The sequence below is a fragment of the Thioflexithrix psekupsensis genome (assembly GCF_002149925.1).
In the GTDB taxonomy this organism is placed as follows: Bacteria; Pseudomonadota; Gammaproteobacteria; order Beggiatoales; family Beggiatoaceae; genus Thioflexithrix; species Thioflexithrix psekupsensis.
This window is the reverse complement of record NZ_MSLT01000006.1, coordinates 267,596-288,887: the sequence shown is the minus strand read 5'-3', so window position 1 is coordinate 288,887 and position 21,292 is coordinate 267,596. Positions and strand designations below refer to the sequence as shown.

The 21,292-nt window shown below is 42.0% G+C and carries 27 protein-coding genes; 12 read left to right on the top strand and 15 right to left on the bottom strand.

The window, feature by feature from the left end; genetic code table 11:
- Positions 1-24: 24 nt before the first annotated feature.
- On the bottom strand, positions 25-846 hold the full coding sequence (mutM, locus tag TPSD3_RS02450; RefSeq protein WP_086487358.1) for a bifunctional DNA-formamidopyrimidine glycosylase/DNA-(apurinic or apyrimidinic site) lyase: 822 nt from the start codon (positions 844-846) through the stop codon (positions 25-27).
- Positions 847-1,027: 181 nt separating this feature from the next.
- Between mutM and sucC the strand changes: the two genes are divergently transcribed.
- The 4 genes from sucC to TPSD3_RS18090 all read left to right on the top strand — a co-directional run bounded on the left by sucC (position 1,028) and on the right by TPSD3_RS18090 (position 4,162).
- The gene (gene sucC / locus TPSD3_RS02445; RefSeq protein WP_086487003.1) at positions 1,028-2,191 is read left to right on the top strand and encodes an ADP-forming succinate--CoA ligase subunit beta; all 1,164 of its coding nucleotides are present in this window, start codon (positions 1,028-1,030) and stop codon (positions 2,189-2,191) included.
- Between the two features lie 4 nt (positions 2,192-2,195).
- Positions 2,196-3,074, top strand: coding sequence for a succinate--CoA ligase subunit alpha (gene sucD / locus TPSD3_RS02440; RefSeq protein ID WP_086487002.1), 879 nt, complete (start codon positions 2,196-2,198; stop codon positions 3,072-3,074).
- A 220-nt stretch (positions 3,075-3,294) separates the two neighbouring features.
- Positions 3,295-3,633, top strand: a complete 339-nt coding sequence (locus tag TPSD3_RS02435; RefSeq protein WP_086487001.1) for a P-II family nitrogen regulator — start codon at positions 3,295-3,297, stop codon at positions 3,631-3,633.
- A complete protein-coding gene (locus TPSD3_RS18090) occupies positions 3,623-4,162 on the top strand; it encodes a methylated-DNA--[protein]-cysteine S-methyltransferase (RefSeq protein ID WP_086487000.1) in 540 nt (179 codons plus the stop codon). The genes TPSD3_RS02435 and TPSD3_RS18090 overlap by 11 nt, the downstream gene beginning before the upstream one ends.
- A 141-nt stretch (positions 4,163-4,303) precedes the next feature.
- On the opposite strand, the gene TPSD3_RS02425 is transcribed toward TPSD3_RS18090, so the two are convergent.
- From TPSD3_RS02425 to TPSD3_RS02395, 7 genes are all read right to left on the bottom strand, one after another.
- Positions 4,304-5,203 carry a DUF4435 domain-containing protein gene (locus tag TPSD3_RS02425; RefSeq protein WP_086486999.1) on the bottom strand — a complete coding sequence of 300 codons (900 nt, stop codon included), beginning with the start codon at positions 5,201-5,203 and terminating at the stop codon, positions 4,304-4,306.
- A complete protein-coding gene (locus tag TPSD3_RS02420) occupies positions 5,196-6,380 on the bottom strand; it encodes an AAA family ATPase (protein WP_086486998.1) in 1,185 nt (394 codons plus the stop codon). The genes TPSD3_RS02425 and TPSD3_RS02420 overlap by 8 nt, the downstream gene beginning before the upstream one ends.
- Before the next feature lie 91 nt (positions 6,381-6,471).
- A complete protein-coding gene (locus tag TPSD3_RS02415) occupies positions 6,472-7,251 on the bottom strand; it encodes an alpha/beta fold hydrolase (RefSeq protein ID WP_086486997.1) in 780 nt (259 codons plus the stop codon).
- 56 nt (positions 7,252-7,307) lie between these two features.
- The gene (msrA, locus tag TPSD3_RS02410) at positions 7,308-7,787 is read right to left on the bottom strand and encodes a peptide-methionine (S)-S-oxide reductase MsrA (protein ID WP_086486996.1); all 480 of its coding nucleotides are present in this window, start codon (positions 7,785-7,787) and stop codon (positions 7,308-7,310) included.
- 50 nt (positions 7,788-7,837) lie between these two features.
- The gene (ubiE, locus tag TPSD3_RS02405) at positions 7,838-8,584 is read right to left on the bottom strand and encodes a bifunctional demethylmenaquinone methyltransferase/2-methoxy-6-polyprenyl-1,4-benzoquinol methylase UbiE (protein ID WP_086486995.1); all 747 of its coding nucleotides are present in this window, start codon (positions 8,582-8,584) and stop codon (positions 7,838-7,840) included.
- Between the two features lie 15 nt (positions 8,585-8,599).
- A complete protein-coding gene (locus TPSD3_RS02400) occupies positions 8,600-8,986 on the bottom strand; it encodes a gamma-butyrobetaine hydroxylase family protein (protein ID WP_342587064.1) in 387 nt (128 codons plus the stop codon).
- Between the two features lie 31 nt (positions 8,987-9,017).
- The gene (locus TPSD3_RS02395) at positions 9,018-9,887 is read right to left on the bottom strand and encodes a TAXI family TRAP transporter solute-binding subunit (RefSeq protein WP_086486993.1); all 870 of its coding nucleotides are present in this window, start codon (positions 9,885-9,887) and stop codon (positions 9,018-9,020) included.
- A gap of 172 nt (positions 9,888-10,059) precedes the next feature.
- Between TPSD3_RS02395 and TPSD3_RS17410 the strand changes: the two genes are divergently transcribed.
- Positions 10,060-10,218 carry a hypothetical protein gene (locus TPSD3_RS17410; RefSeq protein ID WP_176329679.1) on the top strand — a complete coding sequence of 53 codons (159 nt, stop codon included), beginning with the start codon at positions 10,060-10,062 and terminating at the stop codon, positions 10,216-10,218.
- Positions 10,219-10,274: 56 nt separating this feature from the next.
- On the opposite strand, the gene dsrE2 is transcribed toward TPSD3_RS17410, so the two are convergent.
- Entirely contained in the window at positions 10,275-10,745 is a 471-nt protein-coding gene (gene dsrE2 / locus TPSD3_RS02390; RefSeq protein WP_086486992.1) for a sulfur carrier protein DsrE2, read from the bottom strand.
- Between the two features lie 49 nt (positions 10,746-10,794).
- Positions 10,795-11,025, bottom strand: a complete 231-nt coding sequence (locus TPSD3_RS02385; RefSeq protein WP_086486991.1) for a sulfurtransferase TusA family protein — start codon at positions 11,023-11,025, stop codon at positions 10,795-10,797.
- 209 nt (positions 11,026-11,234) lie between these two features.
- On the opposite strand from TPSD3_RS02385, the gene cysG reads away from it, so the two are divergent.
- Positions 11,235-12,647, top strand: coding sequence for a siroheme synthase CysG (gene cysG / locus TPSD3_RS02380; RefSeq protein ID WP_086486990.1), 1,413 nt, complete (start codon positions 11,235-11,237; stop codon positions 12,645-12,647).
- Here cysG and TPSD3_RS02375 read toward each other — a convergent pair.
- Together TPSD3_RS02375 and TPSD3_RS02370 are read right to left on the bottom strand one after the other, a co-directional pair.
- Positions 12,644-13,810 (bottom strand): ABC transporter substrate-binding protein, encoded by a 1,167-nt coding sequence (locus tag TPSD3_RS02375; RefSeq protein ID WP_086486989.1) that lies wholly within the window; start codon positions 13,808-13,810, stop codon positions 12,644-12,646. The genes cysG and TPSD3_RS02375 overlap by 4 nt on opposite strands.
- A gap of 174 nt (positions 13,811-13,984) precedes the next feature.
- A complete protein-coding gene (locus tag TPSD3_RS02370; RefSeq protein ID WP_086486988.1) occupies positions 13,985-14,170 on the bottom strand; it encodes a hypothetical protein in 186 nt (61 codons plus the stop codon).
- Between the two features lie 503 nt (positions 14,171-14,673).
- Here TPSD3_RS02370 and TPSD3_RS02365 point away from each other — a divergent pair.
- The 4 genes from TPSD3_RS02365 to TPSD3_RS02350 all read left to right on the top strand — a co-directional run bounded on the left by TPSD3_RS02365 (position 14,674) and on the right by TPSD3_RS02350 (position 17,883).
- Positions 14,674-14,973, top strand: coding sequence for a PepSY domain-containing protein (locus tag TPSD3_RS02365; RefSeq protein WP_086486987.1), 300 nt, complete (start codon positions 14,674-14,676; stop codon positions 14,971-14,973).
- A gap of 4 nt (positions 14,974-14,977) precedes the next feature.
- Positions 14,978-15,505 carry a cytochrome b/b6 domain-containing protein gene (locus TPSD3_RS02360; protein WP_086486986.1) on the top strand — a complete coding sequence of 176 codons (528 nt, stop codon included), beginning with the start codon at positions 14,978-14,980 and terminating at the stop codon, positions 15,503-15,505.
- An 84-nt stretch (positions 15,506-15,589) separates the two neighbouring features.
- Positions 15,590-16,816, top strand: a complete 1,227-nt coding sequence (locus TPSD3_RS02355; RefSeq protein ID WP_086486985.1) for an adenylate/guanylate cyclase domain-containing protein — start codon at positions 15,590-15,592, stop codon at positions 16,814-16,816.
- A 155-nt stretch (positions 16,817-16,971) separates the two neighbouring features.
- Positions 16,972-17,883, top strand: coding sequence for a DUF2202 domain-containing protein (locus TPSD3_RS02350; RefSeq protein ID WP_086486984.1), 912 nt, complete (start codon positions 16,972-16,974; stop codon positions 17,881-17,883).
- A gap of 159 nt (positions 17,884-18,042) precedes the next feature.
- Here TPSD3_RS02350 and yidD read toward each other — a convergent pair whose 3' ends face one another.
- From yidD to hemC, 3 genes are read right to left on the bottom strand one after another with little or no spacing between them, the layout of a single operon-like run.
- Complete coding sequence (gene yidD / locus TPSD3_RS02345; RefSeq protein ID WP_086486983.1) at positions 18,043-18,294, bottom strand: membrane protein insertion efficiency factor YidD; 252 nt, start codon at positions 18,292-18,294, stop codon at positions 18,043-18,045.
- Positions 18,287-18,715 (bottom strand): phosphoribosyl-AMP cyclohydrolase, encoded by a 429-nt coding sequence (gene hisI / locus TPSD3_RS02340; RefSeq protein WP_086486982.1) that lies wholly within the window; start codon positions 18,713-18,715, stop codon positions 18,287-18,289. The genes yidD and hisI overlap by 8 nt, the downstream gene beginning before the upstream one ends.
- Positions 18,702-19,640: a hydroxymethylbilane synthase gene (gene hemC, locus TPSD3_RS02335; RefSeq protein ID WP_086486981.1), complete on the bottom strand. Its 939-nt coding sequence runs from the start codon at positions 19,638-19,640 to the stop codon at positions 18,702-18,704. The genes hisI and hemC overlap by 14 nt, the downstream gene beginning before the upstream one ends.
- Positions 19,641-19,981: 341 nt before the next feature.
- Here hemC and lpxK point away from each other — a divergent pair, with 341 nt between their 5' ends.
- Positions 19,982-20,983, top strand: coding sequence for a tetraacyldisaccharide 4'-kinase (lpxK, locus tag TPSD3_RS02330; RefSeq protein WP_086486980.1), 1,002 nt, complete (start codon positions 19,982-19,984; stop codon positions 20,981-20,983).
- Positions 20,964-21,152: a Trm112 family protein gene (locus tag TPSD3_RS02325; protein WP_086486979.1), complete on the top strand. Its 189-nt coding sequence runs from the start codon at positions 20,964-20,966 to the stop codon at positions 21,150-21,152. Before lpxK ends, TPSD3_RS02325 begins: the two co-directional genes overlap by 20 nt.
- Positions 21,153-21,292: the final 140 nt, after the last annotated feature.

Genomic DNA, 21,292 nt, shown 5'->3' with positions numbered 1-21,292 from the left:
TGTGATTCAAACAAAAATTTCCCCCTACTTTTGACACCCCGCACAAAAATAACTGCTGCGGTTTCCCAACACGGTATGTTCTACAATACCCTTATCACAGCGAACACACGGTTGACCCGCCCGATCATAAACCTGTAATGTTTGTTGAAAATAGCCCGGCTGTCCGCTGCTATTCACAAAATCGCGTAACGTCGTTCCACCCATCGCAATCGCAGCGGTCAGCACTTGTCGAATGGCGAGAACTAGCGCATCACATTGATTTTCTTCCACTTCACAGGCCGCACGTCGGGGGTCAATGCCCGCTAAAAATAACGCTTCATTGGCGTAAATATTCCCCACGCCAACGACAATATGCGCATTCATAATCACCGTTTTAATGGCACTGCGTCGTGTTCTGGTCTGATTGTAAAGATAAGCGGCGTTAAACGCATCAGACAAGGGTTCTGGCCCCAAATTGACCAATAACGGATGTTGCATCACATCGCCTTCTCCGAGTAACACGCAACCAAAACGACGCGGATCGTGGTAACGTAAAATTTTCCCCGATGCCAAACCTAACTCCACATGATCATGTTTGGCCAACGCTGTTTCTGCCTCCACCAAACGCAAACTGCCCGACATGCCCAGATGAATTAAAAAATAATCACCTGTTTTACAAATAAATAATAAATATTTACCGCGACGATTAATTTCAGTGATGAGCTGTCCAGACAGCATTTCAGCCAGATTTTCGGGGATTGGCCAGCGTAAACGCGGTTGATGGACGTGTACCCACGCAATTTGCTGCGCTGCAAGATGCGGTAATAAACCTAAACGTGTGGTTTCGACTTCTGGTAATTCTGGCATAATATCACCTGCTTTCAGGCAGTCTGTAAAAAATAAATCTTTTTTGAAACGGAACGCTTGCTGCAAAACGGCATAGGCGTTACGATGCACATTTTTCGTAACCCGTGTGAGCCAGTCAGAATCGCTTCTGACCCCAAACACAAAACAACACAATAAGTATCTCTTTTCAAGAGGCTAACTGATGAATATACACGAATATCAAGCAAAAAGATTATTTGCCGATTATCTCATTCCTGTCCCCACAGGGTATCCTGCATTTAATCCCGCCGAAGCGCGACAAAAAGCCGAGGAATTAGGTGGGGATTCTTGGATGGTTAAAGCCCAAGTTCACGCGGGCGGACGCGGTAAAGCCGGTGGCGTAAAAAAGGTTAAATCCTTAGACGAAGTTCAAAGCATCGCCACTCAGCTCATCGGAAAAAACCTCGTCACCCACCAAACCGACAGCAAAGGCCAACCGATTGGTTGTGTACTGGTCGAAACGCCTACGGGAATTGTCACTGAACTGTATTTGAGTTTATTGGTTGACCGAGCAAAACGCCGAGTTGCCGTGATCGCATCTAGCGAAGGCGGTATGGACATCGAAGAAGTCGCCGCACACACCCCCGAAAAAATCATTACTCGCCACGTCGATCCTGTCACCGGCTTACAAGCCTATCAATGCCGCGAAATCGCTTTCGCCATCGGTTTAAATGCCGACCAAGCCAAACAATTGACTTTCTTATTGTCTAATTTATACCGTTTATTTGTTGAAAAAGACTTGAGCTTAGTCGAAATCAACCCGTTAATCGTCAATGATAAAGGCGAATTAATGGCTTTAGACGGCAAAGTGAATATTGATGACAACGCCTTATATCGTCACACTGATTTAGCGGCAATGTACGATCCGTCTCAAGTGGATGAGAAAGAAGATCGGGCGCGTCAATTCGACCTGAATTATGTCACCTTAGACGGTAATATTGCGTGTATGGTGAATGGTGCGGGCTTGGCGATGGCCACGATGGATATTATCAAGTTATATGGTGGCGAACCCGCTAACTTCTTAGACGTAGGCGGCGGCACCACCGCCGCTAAAGTGACGGAAGCCTTTAAACTGATTTTATCTGACAAAAATGTGAAAGCCATTTTAGTCAATATTTTTGGTGGCATTGTGAAATGTGACTTAATTGCTGAAGGGATTATCACCGCCGTGAAAGAAGTGGGCATTAGTTTGCCGGTGGTGGTGCGTTTAGAAGGCACTAACGTGGCTGCGGGTAAACAATTGTTAAAAGACAGTGGTCTATCCCTGATTCCGGCCGATGATTTGGCCGATGCAGCGGCAAAAGTCGTTAAAGCGGTAAAAGGATAAAGCGATGAGTATTTTAATTGATGCCAACACCAAAGTAATTTGTCAAGGTTTCACCGGCAAACAAGGCACGTTCCACTCCGAACAAGCGATTGCTTACGGTACTAAAATGGTCGGCGGAGTCACACCCGGCCGCAGTGGTAGCACCCATTTAGGCTTGCCGGTATTTAACACCGTTCACGATGCCGTCGCTCAAACCGGTGCCGAAGCGTCTATGATTTATGTTCCTGCGCCTTTCGCCGCGGATGCGATTTTAGAAGCAGCCGATGCGGGAATTAAAGTGATTGCATGTATCACTGAAGGCATTCCTGTCATGGACATGTTGAAAGTGAAAACCGCATTGATGGATCATTATCCGAATACCCGTTTAATTGGGCCAAATTGCCCCGGTCTAATTACCCCCGGTGCTTGTAAAATCGGCATTATGCCCGGACAAATTCATAAACCCGGTAAAATTGGGATTGTATCGCGTTCTGGTACTTTGACTTATGAAGCGGTTTTCCAAACCACAAATAACGGTTTAGGTCAAAGCACGTGCGTAGGTATCGGGGGCGATCCGATTCACGGCATGAACTTTATTGACTGCTTGGCCTTATTCCAAGAAGACCCTGCCACCGAAGGCATTATTATGGTGGGAGAAATTGGCGGTTCTGCGGAAGAAGAAGCGGCCGAATTTATCAAGTCTAACGTCACTAAGCCTGTTGTAGCCTACATTGCGGGCGTAACTGCACCTCCGGGCAAACGCATGGGACATGCCGGCGCAATCATCGCCGGTGGCAAAGGCACAGCAGCCGATAAATTCGCAGCCTTAGAAGCGGCTCATGTCAATGTATGTCGCTCTCCCACTGAATTGGGCGCGAAAATGCTGGCTGTTTTAGGCGGTTAATTGCCGTTTATTATTGATAAAAAAATTCATGGCAGAATAACGCTGTTTTTTACTAAAAATAAGGTATTAAAAAAGCGTTATCTCTGCCCATTAGTTTGCGTTAATTTAAAGATAGCCTGACAACTGAAGGAGAACGGAAATTGGGTTGAGTCAAAACTCAGCGTGCTATCCCAACTTATTCTTTAATTCCTCTTAGAATAAGCATTTCCAATACGGTATTATGAAAAAAATAGAAGCGATTGTTAAACCTTTTCGTTTAGACGATGTCAGAGAAGCCTTATCTAGCATTGGCGTAACAGGAATTACGGTGACTGAAGTCAAAGGCTTTGGCCGTCAAAAAGGACACACTGAATTATATCGCGGCGCGGAATATATTGTCGATTTTCTCCCTAAAGTCAAATTAGAAATCATTGTGACTGATGCGCAAGTGGATACGTGTATTGAAGCCATTATTCAATCCGCTCGCACGGGAAAAATTGGTGATGGTAAAATTTTTGTCACTTCAGTAGAGCGCGTGATTCGGATTCGCACGGGCGAAACGGACGCAGATGCCATCTAGTCTGTCCTTACAAACGGCTTATTGCGATTGTCTTATAGGGACTTTTAAAATCACGGCGGATCAATCTGCGTTATTGTCCTGCGATGTGGTGTCGGCGTGGCCTGAGTTTCAGCTTCCAGCGCGTGCAGATCACTTAACTATTTCAGAACCCTCTGATAATTCTCCCTTATTACAAGCGGCGTGTGCGCAGTTAAACGATTATTTTGCGGGGACACGCCGACAATTTGACTTACCTTTGCGTTGGCAAGGGACGGCGTTTCGGCAGCGGGTGTGGCGGACCTTGTGTGACATTCCCTATGGAGAAGTACGCAGTTATGGAGAAATTGCCGCCGCCGTGGGACAACCCAAAGCGGCGCGTGCCGTCGGGCAAGCCAATCATCATAACCCTTTTCTCATCATTGTCCCCTGCCATCGCGTCATCGGACAATCAGGACGTTTAGTCGGTTACGGAGCGGGTTTGGCGTTAAAGGCGTGGTTGTTGGCGCATGAGCAGGGGGGTGGTAAAACAAATATCACTTGCATTTTCTAAGAAAAAGAATGGAGATGGGGATTGTCTGAATCAGAAGTTTACGAAATTTTCAGAATTAATTTTTCTAAGAAAAAATTCTGGGGATTCTTTGGTTTTATAAATTATGATTCAGAGAAAATGAGGGGCTTATTGTAAATCATATCACGACACTATATTTTCGGGATAATCCACTTGACGGAGTAATTTTCTTAAAGGGTGTTTAAAGTAATTTGCCCATTCTTCGTTAAAATTCAAAGTAGCTGCGATAGCAATTAATAGTTCTTTATGTTTTCCTTTACCACCCAAGTCACGATCCAATAAATCAGCATACCATTTGCCTTTAAATACCATGTTGTGCTTGTTTTGTTGATATAAATTATCTAGTGATTGGATACATTGATGATAAATATCACGGTCAATATCATCAGACAAAATATCAGGCTCACCCACAAAGTCAAATTGTTTAGGAAGTTGATGTTCTCCATAACGGCAATTTGCCACTACTTTATGTGCCTTAATCGCAAAAAAACAAAATTCCACATAAGATTTCCATTGAGTTGCTACTTTAATTGTCCATTCATGAACATTTGGAATTATTCCACGAACTTCTTGAATATCCATATTCATTGCAGAGGCCGCACCCTTAATCACATTACCATTTACAAAAATATGATTTTCTATATCATAATATTCTGTGTAAATGACATGTTCAGAATTAATTTTTTTATTCAACAAATCATCAATATCTTTATCCAAAAAGAAAACAGAAGCTTTTTTATTACCTTGAAATTCAAAAAGAAGTAACCCATTTGTTTTAAAACAAGAATATAATTCAAGCACTCCACTTTTTCCAGAAAGTTTTTTCTGCTCTCCCCATTCTTCACAAAATGGAGTTTTATTTGCACAATAAATATGATATTTCAATCTTTCACTGCACAAATCCTCACAAATATTTCCATAAAAAAACGAATCACTTTGACCTTCCACAAAAACAAACAATCGATAATCAGAAATTTGCATGGCGCGTTGAGTGGCCGATGCGGAATGTTGTAATCTATTCATTGTTTAATCTAAATATCTTATCATCAGAAACTTCTGCCATAATTTCTGGAGAATGAGTGGCTAGAATTAATTGTGCTTTAGGATTAAGCTGACGCATAGCATTAACCAATTCTAATTGCCAATCAATGTGCATTGACATTTCTGGTTCGTCAATGAGAATAATGCTTTCTCCTGCAAGAAATGTTTCCAGAAAAATTAGCATTAATTGACGTTCACCCGATGACAGTAAATGTAAGCCTAATGCCCTATCATCTTCTGTTTTTACTAAAATATCACTGTCTGTAAATTCAATGTGCTTATGGCTGAACATTTTTTGAATTAGCCGCTGCAAATGTTGGCGTGGTAATAAAGTATGTTCAATTTCCTTTTCTACCGCATTAATATCGCTCACTACTTTTTGCAAACGAGTATCTTTAGCATAACGTTGTATAAAATTATCACGAGTTCCTAATATATCAATATTAGTATTTTGTCGATTCAAGAAATTACGCATTTGTTCATAAGCCATTTCTTCAGAAATTGATTTTTCTGTCATCACCTCATTAAGGTGATTAGATTCTTCGGCAGATAAAACTGTTTTTAAAATATTTGCCAATCCATCTTCTTGTATCTTACGAATATGGCTTAACATTTCTGTTGAATAACGTCTCCATAAATCCTGCAAATTCTTGGCAAAAAGCAAGTCTAATTGCCCTTCAGAAAGCGGCAAACGTTCTGGACGTTTAGTGGGGTAAGGACGAGAAACGGGTAAATAAGTGTGACGCAATCCTCTAAAGGGTTCCTTAGAATTGACCTCTACACTTATTTTTTCCTGTTTATGGTGATGTTGAGATAGGATTTCTAACTCCGCTTTTATTTCTTCAGGAATATTTTCTTGAAACAAAATTTCAGGTAAATCAAGCCGTTCTTTTGCAATATGAGTTAGATTTTTTTTAATCTCAAAAATAAAAGTTTCTTCCGTTTTTTTCGACGAAAGTTCAATGTTTGCTTGCTTAAAAGGCACATTGCGTAAAATATCTCTATCCATGCTCATTGCAGCATGTAAAATTTTTAATAACGAAGTTTTACCACTGCCATTCAGCCCGAAAAAGATATTAATATCTTCATTAAGAATTCGAGTATATTCTTTTTTACGCCCTGCTAACTCTTTGATGCTAAATTTTATAATATGCGACATGTTATCCTCGCTGATACTTGCTAAAGAAAATCTGAATCAACATTTCTTGAAAAAATACTGATTCAGATCACGACTCCTCATTTTATTTTTCTTATTCTGTTCCCAAAATTTTTTGTAATTGTGCCAGAAGAGACTGCGGTTGATCGGCGTGAATCCAATGCCCCGCATTGGCAATGGTTTCAATACGCGCATTGGGGAAATAATGGCAAATCGTTTCTTCATGCACAGGCAAAATATAGTCTGATTTCTCCCCGCGTAAAAAAACCGTTTCTCCTTTAAATTGAATATCAGAATCAATTTGAGGAAAAGCCGTTAAATAGTGCATATTAGCCGCTAATGCCGAAAGATTAATACGCCAATCATAATGATCCGTATTGAACACCAAATTTTGTAATAAAAACATTCTAATGCTGGTGTCTTGTATGGTTTCACTGAGTCGCTGATCCACTTCGCTGCGGCGATTTAACCCAGACAAATCAATATGTTGCATGGCTTGCACATAATCGATAAAACTGTGGTTATAATTAACAGGCGCAATATCCACCACAATTAAACGTTTAACCAGTGTCGGTAAAGCAAGAGCTAAGGTCATGGCCGTTTTTCCGCCCATACTATGCCCTAATAAATTCGCGGGTGCTAATTGATGTTGTTCGATAAAATAACGCAAATCATCCGCTAATTCGGGATAATTCATCGTGACATCCCAAGGCGATGCCCCATGATTGCGTAAATCTAATGCCCAAATATTAAATTGAGATTCTAATTGGCGCGCAATGGAATGCCAGTTTTTAGCAGAACCAAATAAACCATGTAGAATAATCAGCGGCTCTCCTGAATCGCCATAATGTTGATAAGCCAATTCGTGTGGCATTGTCAATCCTAGTGTGTAAAAGTGTGAATGATGGTCGCATGTAATGCGGTAATTTTTTATTTTAATTTAGCGTGACAATGGGCAACAATACCTCGTTTGGCAAAGTATTGTTGATGATAATCTTCAGCGTAATAAAAGCGACTGGCTGGCACAATTTCAGTGACAATGGGTTGCTGGTAATGAGGGGCTAATTCGGCTTTTAATTGTTGCGCAATATGGGCTTGTTGTTCTGAATGGTAAAAAACCGCAGAACGGTATTGACTGCCTCTATCGGGGCCTTGGCGATTTAGGGTGGTGGGATCGTGATTGTCCCAGAAAACGCGCAATAAGGCTTCATAGCTGATTTGACTGGGATCAAATTCGATTAATACGGCTTCAGCATGGCCGGTGGTGTCGCTGCATACTTGCTCATAACTGGGGTTTTCCGTGTGGCCGCCCGTGTAACCCACGGCGGTATTGATTACGCCTGATAATGGGCGAAAAAGGGCTTCCACGCCCCAAAAACAACCAGCGGCAACGGTGGCATATTCGCTCATGATATTCGCTCCTTAAATCCCGTTAAAATCCCTGTTTAATTTTCGTTCAATCACAATTTAAAACCACGATGCACCGCGACAATTCCGCCATCTACATTATGATAATCGCACCGTTCAAATCCCACGTCAATTAACATGTTTTTTAACGTCTCTTGATCGGGGTGCATCCGAATCGATTCGGCTAAATAACGATAACTGTCTTCATCTTTTGCCACTAATTTACCCATCAGCGGTAAAATGCGGAAAGAATAAAGATCGTAAATGGGTTTTAATGGCGGCAAATAGACTTGAGAAAATTCTAAGATAATTAAGCGTCCACCAGGTTTTAATACCCGATACATCGATGCTAAAGCCGCTTCTTTATCAGTCACATTGCGCAAGCCAAAAGCGATGGTAATTAAATCAAAACTGTTATTGGCAAAGGGTAAATTTTCGGCATTTAATTGAATCACATCCACCACAATGCCTTCGTTTAATAAACGCTCACGCCCAACTTCTAACATAGCACCATTAATATCGCCTAATACCACGCGCCCTTTTTCCCCAATAAGCGGGGTTATTAGACGGGTTAAATCTCCCGTGCCTCCAGCCAAATCTAATACGGATTGTCCCGGCCGAATATGGGCTAATTCTACAGCAAAACGTTTCCATAAACGATGCAAACCGAATGACATTAAATCATTCATCACATCGTAACGTTGTGCCACTGAACTAAATACTTGTCCCACGCGGCGCACTTTCTCCGAACGCGGAATTTGAGAAAAACCAAAATGAGTGGTGGATTCTTGATCATTCATATTTGAATCACCCAATTACTGTACGGCGTTTTCAGTAGGGAAACGTTTTTTACCTGCGGCTTCTAATTCAGACAAATACTCTGACCATAATTGATCCCGATTTTTACACAAATGATACAGCCAATCCCATGAATAAATTCCCGTGTTATGTCCATCATCAAAATGCAAACAAATGGCATAAGTTCCCACAGGATCGACTTTCTCAATATTCACGTCCGCTTTACCAAATTGCAACACCGCTTGATCTGCTGAATGCCCGCGCACTTCGGCTGAAGGAGAAAATACCCGTAAAAATTCACAAGTCAATTCACAGGACAAACCATCTTCAAAAGCAATATCCATTTTTCTGGATTTTTGATGTAAACGAATTTCTGTTGGAATCGGTGTTTGGTAACTCATCATTTAATCTCCCTGAATAAAACAATAAAAAAAATCAAAATGTCGCCATCATTTCTAAAATATATGGCCGCGCCGCCAACACAGCTTTAGCAAATTGTTGGTAAGCCAGTGGATTCTGATCAATCCAATGGCGATTTGTCACTAATACGGCTGAAACAATGATTGTTTCAATTCCCCCAAAAAAACGACGTTGCAATTGCTCATAAGTCCCTGATGGGATTTTTTGAAAACGGTAAATAGAATCCCCACGTCCGTCCTTTTTATCTTTAAAATTAGAATTACTGACATGTACTAATTTCAATATATCACCGTGCTGATCAATTTCTCGCATCATTTTGGAACGTAAACCGCTAATAATCAGCATACATTGTGAGTTTTGACCTTCGATTAATTGCGTTAATGCTCGCTCCCCACCAAACGGTAATGTGGGAATGCGTCCATAATCACTGTCCAATGCCACAAACGCTTCCCAAGTCAAGGCCGCACCACTGCCTTTTGTACCAATTAATAACGTGTTATTTTGGGAGTTTTCTTTGAGATCATTAATCTGGTCAATTCCCGCTTGACGATTACAAATTAAATGCACATATTCATCATATAATTCTGCTGTGCGTTCCACTGATAATTCTATCATTTGTGTCTGCGCTAAAAAGTAAGCATCAGCTTGGATAATTGCAGCCTGACAAATCTGATCCTCTAATCCCTTTAAATTATCGACAGAACCTTTTGTTTCCAAAGCCGTTACGATTAATTCTGGTTCAGCGTGTTGTCGGATGTGTTCTACGGCGGGATAATAAGCCCCTTCTTTACTGCCCGTGCAAACGGTTATTTCCTGAGTTTCTGCCATGCTGTTTGATGACAATAATAAGTAAAATAATCCTGTTATTACAAGACGGATAGTCATGGGATAAATCTCTCCTCATCAAAGTCAATAAAATAATTTTACACTGTGGGGATGATCTCTATAATTTCTACGGTAAAAACACACCAAGTGAATCATTAAGTGGTAAAGACGGCCTAGAATAAGTGGTTTAAAACGTATTCACAACCTAAATTAAAACAAAGGAGAAGGAGAAATGTTGTGGGATGTTGTCTTTGTGCTGGTGACGGCGGGCGTGGCGTGGCATGGGTTGACGTACCGAGACGCGGAAGGACAGCCCGAATGGGGACATTTATTATTCGGTTGTATTGCCCTATTATTTTGTTTGCGGGTGTTGTTTTTTGATCTGTTGTAACTGGGGTAAACAGAGAAATAAGCCATTTCTCTGTCACACCCAAATCTATCGCAATACTAAATGTACAGCGTAATGTCCGCTTGGCCAGCAAATTCAAAGAAACTGGCCGCGCCACCGTATTCGACTCCTGAAATAAATTCTTTGGTATCGAATTCAAACAGGTCAACGGTCATTTGGCAGGCGATCATTTTGACTTCGGCTTCCAAACACAGATCGCGCAATTCTTCTACGCTGGCGACTCCTTTCTGCTTCATTTTGCTTTTCATCATGCTGGTCATGACGCTTTGCATAAACGGCAGGGCTTGCACCAGAACAGGCACAGGCATCGGCATCGGCATCGCAGGGTTGCCCAACGGAGAAACTTGCAATTTCAACTCTTTACGCAACAATTGCAGCCCGTAAAAAGTGAAAAAGATTTGGGTGTCATAACCCAACGCCGCCGCCGTCGAAGCCAAAATAAAAGGCGGATAAGCCCAATCTAGCGTGCCTTTGGTGGCGATAATGGCCATTTTTTTTGTGTCGGACATGCCCTTGACTCCTGAGTGAAGTGTCTGAGGTGGATTCGGTAGATGAGAATTAGGCCTTCTCAATTAAGAAAACGTATTTGCCGCCTTCTTCGCCAGAGGACAACAGTTTGTTGCCGGTTTGTTTGGCGAATGCGTCGAAATCTTTCACCGAACCCGGATCAGTGGCCACGATGCGCAGTTTTTGACCGCTGCTGAGGGCATTGAGTTCTTTTTTTGCCTTTAAAATCGGCAGAGGACAGTTTAAACCGCTTGCGTCCAGTTCTTTATCGAAGTCAGCCATGAAAAAGCTCCTTTAGTTGATCAATGGTGAAGAAAGAATAATGATGCCAGGCACAGTTTTAGCCATCGCTTTGTTGCGCAGACATCCTCATGGAAAGTGCTTTAGTATTAAAGTTTATTCTTATATACTAATCCGTCCTTGATTGCAAGTAAGTCTATGATGCAACGCACAAAAATAATCAAAAAGATTTAAACTGGAGACGAGATGTTATGGCATTTTTCCCTATTTTTTTAACGGTTAAAGATCATCCCTGCTTGGTTGTGGGTGGAGGAAATACGGCGACGCGCAAAATTGACCTGCTGTTGCAAGCCGATGCGCGCATTCATGTGGTGGCACCGCAGATCAGTTCACTTTTGCAATCTTGGGTGGATGAAGGACGAATCAGTTATCGTTGTGGTACTTTTGTCGAAACTGATTTATCGGGATGCCGTCTGGTGATCGCAGCGACTAATGATAACGCGATTAATCAACAGGTGTCTAATGCAGCAAAAGCACACCAAATTCTGGTTAATGTAGTGGATTCACCGGAATCATGCGATTTTATTGTGCCGTCAATGTTGTCGCGGGAACCATTACAAGTGGCGATTTCTACCGGCGGCGCGGCTCCCGTACTGGCGCGCTTACTGCGGGCGCGTTTAGAAAGTTTAATTCCTGCGGCCTACGGTCAATTGGCCGCATTAATGGCGGCATTCCGCGAACCCTTAAAACAACGTTTTCAAAACACCACAGAACGCCGTGATTTTTGGGAATCGGTGCTGCAAGGGCCAATTGCCGAATTGGTGTTGTCAGGACAACAGGAACGCGCTCAAGCCGCTTTAACGCAGTATTTGGCGCAGGTCGATGCGAATGATGCGCCATTGCCGCGAGGTGAGGTGTATTTAGTGGGTGGGGGGCCTGGCGATCCGGATTTGTTGACTTTTCGGGCGTTGCGTTTAATGCAGCAAGCGGATGTGGTGGTTTATGATCGTTTGGTGTCGCCGGCGGTGCTAAATTTGGTGCGACGCGAAGCAGAACGGGTTTATGTCGGTAAAAAACCCAATGATCACACCTTACCCCAAGAAGAAATTAATGAGTTATTAGCCAAATTAGCCTTACAAGGTAAAAAAGTGTTGCGTTTAAAAGGCGGCGATCCGTTCGTGTTCGGACGCGGGGGAGAGGAAATTGAAACCTTAATGGCCGCAGGCGTGCCTTTTCAAGTGGTGCCGGGCATTACAGCGGCTTTGGGTGCGTCGGCTTATGCGGGGATTCCTTTAACTCACCGAGATCATGCGCAAGCCTGTGTTTTTGTCACGGGACATTTGAAAGACGGCTCATTGGATTTGAATTGGTCAATGTTGACGCAATTGAATCAAACCGTTGTGGTCTATATGGGTTTGCGGGCATTAAACGAATTTTGTCGGCAAATGATCGCACATGGTTTACCGGCGAATTATCCTGCGGCTTTGGTGCAAAAAGCCACGACATCGGAACAAAAAACGATTGTCGGCACGTTGCAAACTTTACCCGATTTAGTGCATCAAGCCGATATTCATTTGCAAAGTTTAATTATCGTCGGCACGGTGGTGACATTACAACAACAATTGTCTTGGTTCACGCCACCACCGGGAGTAAGTGAACATTAAGGAACAGTTCTAATATCCGTATAAACTTCATCCACCATCATTAAAATTGAATCAGGAAATTGAAAACCTATCTGTCGCTCCGTTTCCACATTAATCGCTAAACGATAAGGATTAGGAAATTCCTGATTTAATTGACGGGGTTTAGCACCGTTAAAGATTTTTGCCATTGTGCTGGCATGAAAAAAGCCCACTTCTTTGTAACTGACATCCGTCATACCCATGAGTGCGCCATATTTGACCTCACGCGGCCCCGATTGAGAAAAAGAAGGGCGTTTATAAGCCAATAAAGGCGCAATTATATCTGGTAAATGGGCTTCTTTTATATTCACATCGTAAGTTAAATAAACCGCATCCACAATGGGAGCTAAATATTGGTAACATTCAATGGTTTTTTGCACCACCACAGTCTTATCCGATGGTGCTTTGCATTCTGTCAAATGGAAGCCTAATTTTTTGGCCATATTTTGGATGCGCGTTACGCCCGCATAACTGCGGCCAATATCAGAATCTTCGTAGACAATGCCCAAGACATCAAATTGTACAATGCGATGGAACAATTCCAGTTGTCTCTCAAATCGAGTGGAATCAACGCGAGCATGAATATAATCAAAACCCGAATCACTGGCACTTTCCACCACACCCGCCGCCACCGCATCGGCAATGGACATGACTAAGGTAGGGATACGGTGAACTTTCTCGGCCATAATCTGCCCGCCTAACGTGCCAAATGCCAATACCAAATCAATATCTGAAGAGGTTCGCAAACGGGACAATACTTTTTCTTTAAAAGCTGCTTTTTCTTCTTCTTGCTTCGGCCATTGACCACACCAATACGCATCTGCGACAAATTCTATATAATTACTGCGAATATTTTTACTTAACCATTGCCATAACTCTTCTGTGTCATCGTTACTTTTGGCTTCGGGTAATTGAAAAGGTTCAACCCAATTTAAATCGCGTAAGGCTTCTAATAAACTAATTAAATTGGTGCGGTAATGAATGTAAGGCCCACCTTGTACATAAGCCACTCGCCATTTTTGCCCATTTTTCAAATTGGGAGAGGTGGAGAAACACTCCTGCTTCGCCTGCACACAAAAGGCGAGGACTGCCGAAAAAAATAAGCCTACGATTATTTTTAAAAACAAAGGGACGCGACTCATCATGTCTCCTGTTGTGGTCACTAGAGCGGTTGAGTGCAAAATTTGAATCAGTTAATTTTTAATGGAAGCGGTGAGAACCTATTTATTTTATAGAATTTTGGCGAGTTAAGCCAATACCCAAATCATGCCACAACCCATCTCGTCACCATCCATTCTCCTCCATCACGTTAGGAGACACTAATGCAAGGCATTAGCGGGATTTTCTTGTTGACTGTCATAGAGTTGTCGTAATTTTAGATGCGCTTCGCGTTTATTGCTGCAATCGTTGTCAATAATACTTAATGCGCCGTCGATGTGCCGTTCGCAGATGACCCAACCGTGGGGCATCCGTTCGGCGATAAATTCTCGGTTTTTAGATTTCATCTCACACGTTACGCGAGAAATCTCGTCGTTGTTGCCAAGACAAGAGGGATAGCACCGGCTTACCATGCCGCCTGGTCTCGCTTCCTCCGTTTTTATAAATGCTATCTTTGTTAAGATTCCATGATTGAAACAATCAGCAGTGTTAAGATTCTTACAGAATTGGTGACAGTAATCAAGCTGTCACAATTAATAATTTTAAAAATTTTTGCGTTTTTACCACATTTTGCACAATTGTGGTGTTTATGGGGGTGTTTTTGGGGTGATTTTTAATGTGGATAGGTTTGAGGTTTAAAGAGTAATTGCCAACGGAATAAGCAGAATAGACTCACAAGTGATGATTTAACAGGATAGTTTTATGTTAAAAATCAAAATGTTAAATAAAACATAAGTGGTTTATCGGATGTGTTTAGGGGGTTTGTCGCTTGTTGGGAGGGGGGATTTTGTCCATGCTGTTTCCCGCCAGATGGCACATTTTTTTTAGCAAGCGACTCAAGGAGTTTTTTATGTTGAAATCGATAGTGGGATTTACTTTTGGTTTAGTGGTGTTGGCGAATACTTCAGTGGTGTTAGCGGGCGCGGACTGTCCGAGTGTGCCAAGAGAGCAATGGTTGTCTGAATTGGACATGCAAAAGAAAATTGTCAATGACTATGGTTTTGTCATTTACAAATTCAAAATTGATGACAACTGTTACGAAATTTACGGCGCAGCCTCCAAAGAGAGCGACGCAAGCCAATGGGAGAAAATTGAAGTTTATTTTGATCCCAGTAATGGCGACATCGTGAAAAAGAAAATGAAGGATTAATGCGATGAATTCTACTCCCCATGAAATTCCCATTTGGGATGGTATTGTCAGATTATTTCATTGGTCTATTGTGGTGTTATTTTTTCTGAATTTTTTTATTTTGGAAGATGGCGAACGTTGGCACGAATGGGCAGGCTATGTGGTGGGGGCGTTATTGCTATTGCGCTTTGTTTGGGGATTTATTGGGTCTCATAATGCGCGTTTTTGCCATTTTTTCCCCACTTACGAGCGTATTTGCCACCATTTGACAGCCGTGCGCGCTCGCCAATTCGATCCCACAGAAGGACATAATCCCATCGGGGCGTTGATGATTTTCTTACTGCTTTTGCTGCTGAGTTTGACGGTCATTAGTGGTTGGATGCTGACTTTAGATACATTCTGGGGAGTGGAATGGGTTGAAGAAACGCATGAAATGGCGGCAAATCTGACTTTACTTGCCGTGATTGTTCATGTCAGTGCCGTGGTGATCATGGGAAAAGTGCTGGGGATTTCTCTCATTCGCCCTATGATTACGGGTAAACGACGACTTTAATTCAGTTTTAATAAAACACAACCGCTTTATAATCGATTTATCTTAAAAAAGTGGTTGTGTCTTTTTTTGTATTGGCTCAATAATATGAAATATTCGCTTATTGAATCCAGACTTTTTGGCTCATTTCGCACTCGATTTTGGCTTGAATTTTTTGGCAATTCGGTTCATTTTGCACTGGCTAATTTCTTGTTTGAAATGGTATTAAGAGGCAGCACTTATCTCCGTAGTCCTGATCCTTATGTGCTTTTAATCGGCAGCCTGTTACAAAGTTATGTGTTGGTGCGTTGGCAGAATACCTCTCGTCCTCGGCGTTTTTTGGGAAATTTAATTGGGCCATTAGTTTACACTGTAATTGAAGTCTCGCTTGAAGGAATGTCATTTTTTGACAGTACAAATCATCTGGCTTATTGGCTATTTAGTATTATCATTGGTTTGCTGCAAGAAATACGATTATGTCTACCTAGACGTTTCTCCCCTTTCTTTATCGTCACTGAAAGTATTTTTCGTACTTCAATATTACTGGCGATGTATGTTTTATTTGAAACACACAGTACTTATTTCCATGCCCAACACCTCAGTTTAGCGGGGACATTTTTCAGTGATGAAAGCCATCGATTTATTGCATTTTCTCTTGTTTCTTTAGGTTTTGTCATTGGCTTGGCTAATTGGACAGCAGAACGTTATTTAAATCTGTTAAAAACAACTTCAAATCAATTACACAAATATTCTGAATGGTTATTGGGAAAACATTTACTGGAACAATCTTTTATTAATCCATCGGCATTAAGTCTTGTTCAATCTACTCGTTTTATTTTATTTATGGACATTCGTGGATTCACGTCTTGGAGCGAAAAACAACACCCTAAAAATGTAGCGGATTTGCTTAATAAATATTATGAATTTTCTGAATTGGTATTGTCTCAATATGGCGCGATTAAATTCAAATTATCTGCCGATGAAGTGATGGCAGTATTTCCTAGTGCTGAATTGGCCGTTCAAGCTGCTATTGTGCTGTCTAAAGAAATTGAGCCGCTGTTAAAACGAGAATCGATTGGCGCGGGAATTGGGGTGGATGGTGGATTGTTGGTGGAGGGCTTATTTGGAAGCACAGGCGTTAGGTTTTACGACGTGATTGGTGATACAGTAAACACCGCTAAACGCATCGAAGGGGCTGCCCAAGCGGGAGAAATTCTCATATCAGACCGCATTTACAACACCGTACAAGACACGGTTCAAATTCATTCTAAAAAAGAAATTATTGTAAAAGGAAAAAAAGACCCATTACTGGTTTATTCGATTGTGAAATTATAGATTGTTTCTATGAAACATAAATTAAACTAATTTATCATTAAGTTAATCCAAGTTAAGTTTATTTATAAAATAATCAACTATACTGCGATTATTCAATACAAACATTATTAATTTAACCTAAGTTAATAATATTAATTTCTCAAGGAAAACACGTCATGAATAATAAACAATTACTGAAATCTATAGTGGTTTCTTCCTTATTAGCGGTGGCATTAAATCAAGTCGTTTTAGCGCAGCAGGGCAATGGACAGGGTTATCGTGGTGGTGCAGGCGGCGGCGCAGCACAACAACGAGCAGGACAACAACAAGCAGGCGGACAAGCAGGCGGCGGCAATCAAGCCGCAGAACCCACCAGAACCGCCACAGGCGCGTTAAATTGCCCAACTCCCACCAGCACATCGATAACAGCCGCAGAAGCGGATTCTTTAGGTTTTATGCGCGAAGAGGAAAAATTAGCGCGTGATGTGTATCTTTTCTTAGGTGAAAAATGGCAATTACCCGTATTTGACAATATCGCCAGTTCTGAAGAAAATCACACCGCACAAGTGAAATGTTTGCTTGATGCGTATCAATTGCCTGATTCAGCTTCGACAATGGCAGGACAATTTAATAATCCTGAATTGCAAAACTTATACGATCAATTAACCCAACGCGGTCAAACTTCTTTAAGCGAAGCATTACGGGTGGGCGCGTTAATTGAAGAAGTGGACATTAAGGATTTACAAGATGCGCTGTTAGAAACGCAAACCCCAGAAATTCGGGTTGTTTACCAGAATTTAATTGCAGGCTCGGAAAATCATCTGCGGGCATTTGTCAAAAATTTGGCACAGCAAGGCGAGTCTTATACCGCACAAGTATTGCCATCTGAAGAAGTAGAGCGTATTTTGTCTAATACCGCGCCGAATGTAGCTGTATTTGATTTGGATCGGGGAACGCTTTCTATTCCTGAAATTCAAATTAAACAAAACGGCCAATTATTGCCTAATGAAGGGGCTTATCACTTGGAATTAAAAGCCATTTCTGGCGACACCTTGCAAGTGATTCAAGTGCAACGATTGCCTAATTAAAAATGAATGGGAATGCAGTCACAACGTGCCACGTTAAGTTAATTTATGTGACGCAGCACGTTTGGGCTGCATTTCTACATTGCATGTAGGAACGAGATAAAAATTCTGTAACTTCTGATTCTGATAGAAAAATTTTATGAATGACTTAATTTTGGTCTATCATTTCTCTTTTTCCCTCTCCGACAAATCAGGAACAGGATCGTATCCCCCCTCACAAAATGGATGACAACGGGAAATTCTTCGTATTCCCATCCACGTACCGCGCCACGCGCCATAACGTTGGATCGCCTCTTCTGTGTAACATGAACAAGACGGATAAAAACGACAATTATTCCCCAACCAAGGACTGATCACATAACGATAGCCCTTAATTAACAAAAGTAATATTTTTTGTAAAAAACGATTAAACATGGCGATACAAAGTTTCAGGCGCAATCAACGGTTCACTGTCAACGATAACCTGTTGTTCTTGAAATAAATTATAAAAACAACTGCGTCGCCCCGTGTGACAAGCAGGGCCGTGTTGATCCACTTTTAACAACACACTGTCCCCATCACAATCCGCATACAAAGCAATTAAATGTTGCGTTTGTCCCGAACTCTCGCCTTTACGCCACAGCCGTTGCCGCGAACGCGACCAATAACAGACCCGTTTCGTCGTCAACGTTTCCAACAATGCCTCGCGGTTCATCCACGCCAACATCAACACTTCACCCGTATCATGTTGTTGGGCGACCGCAGAAATGAGACCTTCGGCATTAAATTGGAGTTGAGACAAGGCTGTATCTAAAGAAATGTGTTGTCCTTGATGCAATTTTTCAGTGATTTTCATGGCTTAATTCGGCTAATAATTGATCTGCGCCTTGTGCTTTGAGATCATCGGCTAATTGTTGTCCTAATTTAAGACTGTCTTCAAAACGGCCTAATTTCGTACTGCGTATAATGCGCTGCCCTTTGACATCGCCCACCAATCCCCGTAAACAAAGATGATGCCCGTCCACCGTCGCATAAGCCGCAATCGGCACTTGACAACTTCCACCCAACGCCTGATTGATCACCCGCTCGGCACTCACCCGCTGATAAGTAATCGGATCGTTTAACGCCGCAATAAGCGATAAGGTATGTTGATCGCCGCGCCGACATTCGATTCCAATTGCGCCTTGTCCAATCGCAGGCAACATCAATTCCGATGGAAAAAGGTAACGAATACGTTGTGACAAGCCCAGTCGCTTTAACCCCGCCGCGGCTAAAACAATCGCATCAAATTGTTGATCATCTAATTTTTGTAAACGTGTTCCCACATTACCGCGCAAGGTGAGAATGGTTAAATCTGACCGCAACGCCAACAATTGACATTGTCGCCGTAAACTCGCAGTGCCGACTCGTGCGCCTTCGGGTAAACTGTTCAAATCATTGTAATCATTTGACACAAACGCATCATGTGGCTCTTCGCGCTGCATAATCACCGGTAAATACAAGCCTTCTGGCAATTCCACCGGGACATCTTTCATCGAATGCACCGCAATATCCGCCTCGTTTTCTAATAAACAATGTTCTAATTCTTTAACAAACAAGCCTTTACCACCAATATTAGCTAATGGCGTGTCTAAAATTTTATCGCCTTTCGTGGTGATTTCTACCAACTCAACCGGCAAATCAGGATAAAGTCGCACTAAATGCTGGCGAACATGGTGTGCTTGCCATAAGGCCAGCGGACTTTTACGGGTGGCGATGCGTAGGGGAATTTGACTGCTCATGACGTGGTTTAATCATTCGGTGTTTTTTTGAGTGGCCATAAAATGGTTTTATCCTACATCAACACATTGACAAGCAAAAGCAACAACGTGATATGACGCAAATTAAGGTGATTTTAACAAGCACACGAGAATAAGGCAAAGCCATGATCTAAAAAATTATCTCACTTTTTTATTGATGTTATCGCCGTGTGGGTTAAAAAACCTTTTAAAAGCGGTTCATTATCTCTTTAATCTAGCGGCTAGAAACCGGGTTGTTGTGATAAAAAAATATGCGTGATTGGGTGCAATTTTGGTAAACTATTGGGCGCATCAATGCACTATTTTTCTATGCGTTAGCGATCATGAATGTAGATAATATTTGGTATAGTACAAATCATCCTTTTAGTTTACTCCTTGCGCCATTGAGTTGGTTGTATTGTGGTGTGGCTGCGGTACGACGGCAGGCTTATCATAAGGGACTGTTAAAAATACATTCCGTGCCAGTTCCCGTGATTGTGGTGGGTAATATTACCGTAGGCGGCACGGGTAAGACACCTTTAGTGATTTGGTTGGCGCAATTTTTAAAAAGCCAAGGTTTTCAACCGGGGATTGTCAGTCGGGGTTATGGGGGGCAGCGTCCTCGTGCTTCAATTGAAACGGTGGTTGCTGACAGCGATCCGGTGCTTGTGGGTGATGAACCGATTTTATTGGCGCGTCACAGTGGCTGTCCGGTGGTGGTGGGTGTGGATCGATTGGGGGCGGTGGAGCGTTTACTGGCGCAGCACCCGTGTAATGTGATTATCAGCGATGATGGATTACAACATTACCGTTTAGGGCGTGATATTGAGATTGCGGTGTTAGACGATATTCGTCGTTATGGCAATCGCCGTTGTTTACCTGCGGGGCCGTTGCGCGAGCCGGTGAGTCGTTTAGAAAACATTGATTTTTTAGTGACCAAAGGCGCGACATTAGAACATGAATTTTCCATACAATATACTTTAAATCCTTTACAAAATATTGCCAATCGTCAATTATCAATGCCTTTAGATGCTTTGCGTGGGCAAACGGTTCATGCGATTGCGGGAATTGGACATCCTGAGAAATTTTTTAATCGTTTACGCGATCATGGTTTAAAATTAAAAACGCATATTTTCCCTGATCATTACGTTTATCAGGTTAAGGACATTAAGTTTAAAGATAATTTGCCTGTTATTATGACAGAAAAGGATGCGGTAAAATGTGAATTTATGGCCGCATCGCAACACTGGTATTTACCCATTACGGCGCGTTTACCAGAAGCCTTTGGTAAGCAGTTATTAGCCCGTTTGCACAAGAGAAATAAACATGGACAAAAAGCTATTTGATATTTTGGTTTGCCCTGTGACTAAAGGCGCGTTAATTTACGATAAAACAAAACAGGAATTACTTAGCAAAGGCGCACGCCTTGCTTATCCGATTCGGGACGGCATTCCGGTAATGTTACCCGAAGAAGCGCGTCGTTTGTCGTTGGAGGAAATGGATAAGTTGGCGTAAGCGTTAAGCCATTCATAAAATTTTCTGTCAGAATCAGAAGTTACAGAATTTCAGAATTAAAAATCTAATAAAAATAAACGAGTTGCAAGAATTAATTTTGAAAATTCAGAAATTCTGATTCTGAAATAAATTTTTATAAA

Excerpts from the sequence above, each read along its gene's own strand:
- hemC (WP_086486981.1), bottom strand. The coding sequence starts at position 19,640 with ATGAGCAGTCAAATTCCCCTACGCATCGCCACCCGTAAAAGTCCGCTG.
- msrA (WP_086486996.1), bottom strand. The coding sequence starts at position 7,787 with ATGAGCGAATATGCCACCGTTGCCGCTGGTTGTTTTTGGGGCGTGGAA.
- TPSD3_RS02355 (WP_086486985.1), top strand. The coding sequence starts at position 15,590 with ATGAAATATTCGCTTATTGAATCCAGACTTTTTGGCTCATTTCGCACT.
- TPSD3_RS17410 (WP_176329679.1), top strand. The coding sequence starts at position 10,060 with ATGTTGTGGGATGTTGTCTTTGTGCTGGTGACGGCGGGCGTGGCGTGG.
- TPSD3_RS02420 (WP_086486998.1), bottom strand. The coding sequence starts at position 6,380 with ATGTCGCATATTATAAAATTTAGCATCAAAGAGTTAGCAGGGCGTAAA.
- TPSD3_RS02325 (WP_086486979.1), top strand. The coding sequence starts at position 20,964 with ATGGACAAAAAGCTATTTGATATTTTGGTTTGCCCTGTGACTAAAGGC.
- TPSD3_RS02370 (WP_086486988.1), bottom strand. The coding sequence starts at position 14,170 with ATGAAATCTAAAAACCGAGAATTTATCGCCGAACGGATGCCCCACGGT.
- TPSD3_RS02415 (WP_086486997.1), bottom strand. The coding sequence starts at position 7,251 with ATGCCACACGAATTGGCTTATCAACATTATGGCGATTCAGGAGAGCCG.
- TPSD3_RS02350 (WP_086486984.1), top strand. The coding sequence starts at position 16,972 with ATGAATAATAAACAATTACTGAAATCTATAGTGGTTTCTTCCTTATTA.
- sucC (WP_086487003.1), top strand. The coding sequence starts at position 1,028 with ATGAATATACACGAATATCAAGCAAAAAGATTATTTGCCGATTATCTC.
- TPSD3_RS02360 (WP_086486986.1), top strand. The coding sequence starts at position 14,978 with ATGAATTCTACTCCCCATGAAATTCCCATTTGGGATGGTATTGTCAGA.
- TPSD3_RS18090 (WP_086487000.1), top strand. The coding sequence starts at position 3,623 with ATGCCATCTAGTCTGTCCTTACAAACGGCTTATTGCGATTGTCTTATA.
- TPSD3_RS02425 (WP_086486999.1), bottom strand. The coding sequence starts at position 5,203 with ATGAATAGATTACAACATTCCGCATCGGCCACTCAACGCGCCATGCAA.
- TPSD3_RS02400 (WP_342587064.1), bottom strand. The coding sequence starts at position 8,986 with ATGATGAGTTACCAAACACCGATTCCAACAGAAATTCGTTTACATCAA.
- dsrE2 (WP_086486992.1), bottom strand. The coding sequence starts at position 10,745 with ATGTCCGACACAAAAAAAATGGCCATTATCGCCACCAAAGGCACGCTA.
- sucD (WP_086487002.1), top strand. The coding sequence starts at position 2,196 with ATGAGTATTTTAATTGATGCCAACACCAAAGTAATTTGTCAAGGTTTC.
- ubiE (WP_086486995.1), bottom strand. The coding sequence starts at position 8,584 with ATGAATGATCAAGAATCCACCACTCATTTTGGTTTTTCTCAAATTCCG.
- TPSD3_RS02435 (WP_086487001.1), top strand. The coding sequence starts at position 3,295 with ATGAAAAAAATAGAAGCGATTGTTAAACCTTTTCGTTTAGACGATGTC.
- yidD (WP_086486983.1), bottom strand. The coding sequence starts at position 18,294 with ATGTTTAATCGTTTTTTACAAAAAATATTACTTTTGTTAATTAAGGGC.
- lpxK (WP_086486980.1), top strand. The coding sequence starts at position 19,982 with ATGAATGTAGATAATATTTGGTATAGTACAAATCATCCTTTTAGTTTA.
- TPSD3_RS02375 (WP_086486989.1), bottom strand. The coding sequence starts at position 13,810 with ATGATGAGTCGCGTCCCTTTGTTTTTAAAAATAATCGTAGGCTTATTT.
- TPSD3_RS02385 (WP_086486991.1), bottom strand. The coding sequence starts at position 11,025 with ATGGCTGACTTCGATAAAGAACTGGACGCAAGCGGTTTAAACTGTCCT.
- TPSD3_RS02395 (WP_086486993.1), bottom strand. The coding sequence starts at position 9,887 with ATGACTATCCGTCTTGTAATAACAGGATTATTTTACTTATTATTGTCA.
- mutM (WP_086487358.1), bottom strand. The coding sequence starts at position 846 with ATGCCAGAATTACCAGAAGTCGAAACCACACGTTTAGGTTTATTACCG.
- hisI (WP_086486982.1), bottom strand. The coding sequence starts at position 18,715 with ATGAAAATCACTGAAAAATTGCATCAAGGACAACACATTTCTTTAGAT.
- cysG (WP_086486990.1), top strand. The coding sequence starts at position 11,235 with ATGGCATTTTTCCCTATTTTTTTAACGGTTAAAGATCATCCCTGCTTG.
- TPSD3_RS02365 (WP_086486987.1), top strand. The coding sequence starts at position 14,674 with ATGTTGAAATCGATAGTGGGATTTACTTTTGGTTTAGTGGTGTTGGCG.